Genomic DNA, 3,518 nt, shown 5'->3' with positions numbered 1-3,518 from the left:
AGTCGGTGGTTGGATTTTATCCTACTTATTCCGTTCTATTACACTTAGCCTAAACGGAAGTACAGATAACTTTTATGAGGACTTATTCAATACCGTCATTTCAAATCCATGGGAAGTGCTAATTGGACAGGGAGCATTCATCTTGTTAACTGTTTGGATTGTCCAAGGTGGGATTAAGGGAGGTATTGAGAAGGCTAGTAAGTGGATGATGCCCTTACTACTTATCTTTTTCGTAGTACTAGCCATACGCTCGGTGACTCTTGACGGAGCAATGGAAGGTATTAAGTTTTTACTCGTACCAGACTGGTCATATTTTACTTGGGAAACTGCCCTGCTAGCATTGGGACAGGCATTCTTTTCATTAAGCGTCGGTGTTTCTGGAATGATTACTTATGCATCATACTTACCAAAGGAAACTAAATTAGGAAACTCGGCTCTAAGTGTTTCTATGCTGAATATTGGAATATCCATTATGGCAGGTTTAGTTATTTTCCCTGCAGTATTCGCCTTAGGTTTTTCACCAGATGCTGGACCTGGCCTAGTATTCATCATACTTCCAGCAGTATTTGAACAAATTATTTTTGGACAGTTTTTCTTAATCATATTCTTTATACTATTACTTTTTGCTACTCTAACATCATCCATTAGCATGTTAGAAATTGTTGTTTCCATCGGCATCAAGTCAAAATACGATCGAAGAAAACGTTTTGCTTGGATCTTAGGTTTCTTAATTTTCCTTGTCGGAATTCCTAGTGCCCTTTCCTTTGGGGTGCTACAGGATATCAAAATCTTGGACTTATCTATATTTGATTTTGCTGACTTCTTTACTAGTAGTGTTGGCTTACCTTTAGGAGCACTTTTCATCTCTATTTTTGCTGGTTACCACTTTACCAAAGCAGATATTTCGAATGAGCTTGACTCAAAAGGCTTTTTATTAAATGCATGGAGAATCATTGTAAGATATGCAGCACCAATTGCCATTTTAATCGTATTTATTCAAGGCATTTTGAATGTACTCAAATAAGTTGATACTTTCTTGATTGTTTTTATATAAAAATACGAATTATGAAAATGAAAATAATGAGCTGTAATATAAACAAATCAAAAATTGTACTTTTTCTGACAATTGTTCGAAACTAGTTCTCAAAAAAAATATGCTATAATATGATGTAAGATGTGAAGAATTTTTAAAGAGGTGGATGGAATCATGAAAAAAGAATTACATGAGCAATTGCGACAACTAAGAGAAGAACGCAATATTTCTTTAGAAACACTTTCCTTAAAAACAAGAATCGGCGCTGGAAAACTGGAAGCGTACGAATCAGGTAGTGAAGTCCCATCAACACAAACTATATTAAAGCTATCTAATGCTTTAGAAGTACCTGCCTCCAATTTAATGGATGGTCTTCAAGAAGTATAAGAATAGTAATAGAAAAAAGCTTTCGATTCAAGGAATCGAAAGCTTTTTCTTTTGTTAACCTATATTTGAAAGAGTGTAATAGCTCGTTAAATAATGCATTTCATTTCATACTTTATTGCAATTAGCTTATAAGAAATTTCGACACACTTTTCTAGTGGAATCCACTGTTCAAAGGAATGTTCATAGATTTCTTGTATTTTTCTAGCAAGCTCGGATGGGTGATCGATATCGTGAAGAGCAGTCACTACATCAGCAATCTCCGTTTCGTATGCATCGATACCAAATTGGAAAGGATCCCATTCCTGTAGTATCCAAACTGCTTTTCTATTCATCTGTATTGTATCCATTATTTTTTCACCTTACTACTTTTATTAGTTAGGGTTATAATAACACAATAAGTTAAAATTGAAAGGGGAATTTACTTTGTCAGATTTTTCAACTATTTTCAATCGTCGTAACACTTTTTCCGCAAAATGGGATATGTTAAAACAGGTATATGCAATTGAGGATGACACAGATGTACTACCAATGTGGGTAGCAGACATGGATTTCGGCCTTGCGCCAGTTATACAGGAAGCTATACATAAGCGATTGGAGCATCCAGTTTTTGGTTATTCAATCGCACCAGAAGCAGTAAAAGATGCATTATCTACCTGGGTATCTACTAAACACCAACTAGAAATACAGAATGAATGGATTCTTCTTCGTCATGGTGTAATACCTGGAATGGCGGAGGCTGTTGATGCTTTTTCCCAAAAAGGAGATAAAATACTCGTCCATACACCAATCTATCCACCCTTTAAAGGAATACCAAATAATTTAGAGCGAGAAGTCGTTACCTGTCGCCTTATAGAAAACGGTAATTCTTTCGAAATAGATTGGACAGCCTTTGAGGAATGCTTAAAGCAAGATATCAAGATATTCATCCTTTGTAATCCTCATAATCCTGGCGGGAAGGTTTGGGGTAGAGAGGATTTAACTAAAATGGCAGCCTTGTGCAAGCATCATGATGTATTGATCCTTTCAGATGAAATACATTCAGACCTTGTTTTTAAGCCAAATAAGCATGTACCTCTTCTCGTAGCAGCTGAGGAAACAGATAATATTATCACTTTCTTTGCTCCAACTAAAACGTTCAATCTTGCTGGTATTCAAGGTGCAGCAACAATTGTACCAAATGAAAAATTACGAAAAGTTTTAGAGAATGGTGCAACTAGACGTGGTGAGATGGGATTGAACGTGTTCTCACTTACAGCTATGCAAGCGGCATACGAACACGGAGAACAATGGCTAGAGGGTCTTTTAGAAGTTGTAGAAGGCAACATGAAATACGTAGTGGAACATTTATCAGCAATTGAAGGTGTGAAGGTTTCTATGCCTGAGGGCACCTATTTAATGTGGATTGATTATCGAGGAACTGGCTTGAACGAGAAAGATATGATGGACCTTTTATTAACGAAAGGGAGACTCGCGTTAGAGCCTGGCACGAAGTATGGAGAAGGCGGAGATGGCTTCCTTCGTATGAACGTGGCGTGTCCACGAGCAACAGTCGAAGACGGAGTGGCTAGATTCAAACTAGCATTATCGAAATAAATGAGAAAATCAAAGTTCCATTGAAGAACCTTTGTACAAGCTGATTGTGACTAACGTCATGATCAGCTTTTTTTATATGACATAAGTAACTAAAACTAAAGAATCGAAATGACCGTTACGGAATGTACCACTTATTACCAGTTACTAAATATGTCTTGAAAAACAATAGAAAGGGTAAAGAGAATAGATGCGACATAACAGGAGGTAATTATTTATGAAAAATAATGTTATTGGAGTATATGAAAGTGAGCAGCAAGTGAAAGAAGTAGTTGAAGGTTTAAAAGAGAAAGGATATACTACTGAGGAAATTTCAGTTATTGCTAGAAATTCAAAAAGGGATTCTGAAGTGAAACAAGAAGTAAAACCTTCTACTAAGGATGGAGCTATTGCAGGTGCTGTAACAGGAGGTGCCATTGGTTTAGCTGGCGTACTAGTAGGGCTATCGACTGTATTGATACCTGGGTTCGGTGCTGTGTTGGCTGCAGGGCCAATTATGACAACTATA

At 36.8% G+C, this 3,518-nt stretch carries 5 protein-coding genes; 4 read left to right on the top strand and 1 reads right to left on the bottom strand.

Features of this window, described 5'->3' with window-relative positions:
* Together AC06OU_RS02355 and AC06OU_RS02350 are read left to right on the top strand one after the other, a co-directional pair.
* The coding region (locus AC06OU_RS02355; protein WP_475853703.1) for a sodium-dependent transporter at window positions 1-1,024 on the top strand (1,024 nt) is incomplete at its 5' end.
* Window positions 1,025-1,207: 183 nt separating this feature from the next.
* The gene (locus AC06OU_RS02350; RefSeq protein ID WP_169359675.1) at window positions 1,208-1,420 is read left to right on the top strand and encodes a helix-turn-helix domain-containing protein; all 213 of its coding nucleotides are present in this window, start codon (window positions 1,208-1,210) and stop codon (window positions 1,418-1,420) included.
* Window positions 1,421-1,506: 86 nt separating this feature from the next.
* Here the strand turns inward: AC06OU_RS02350 and AC06OU_RS02345 are convergent, their stop codons facing one another.
* On the bottom strand, window positions 1,507-1,767 hold the full coding sequence (locus AC06OU_RS02345) for a DUF1871 family protein (RefSeq protein WP_169359674.1): 261 nt from the start codon (window positions 1,765-1,767) through the stop codon (window positions 1,507-1,509).
* A gap of 76 nt (window positions 1,768-1,843) precedes the next feature.
* Here AC06OU_RS02345 and AC06OU_RS02340 point away from each other — a divergent pair, with 76 nt between their 5' ends.
* A complete protein-coding gene (locus AC06OU_RS02340; protein ID WP_475853700.1) occupies window positions 1,844-3,013 on the top strand; it encodes a MalY/PatB family protein in 1,170 nt (389 codons plus the stop codon).
* Between the two features lie 214 nt (window positions 3,014-3,227).
* Window positions 3,228-3,518: general stress protein (locus tag AC06OU_RS02335; protein ID WP_475853698.1), on the top strand; the 291-nt coding region annotated here is incomplete at its 3' end.

This window comes from Psychrobacillus sp., from assembly GCF_056205495.1.
The sequence above is the reverse complement of the archived record's forward strand: the minus strand, read 5'-3'. Positions and strand labels throughout refer to the sequence as shown.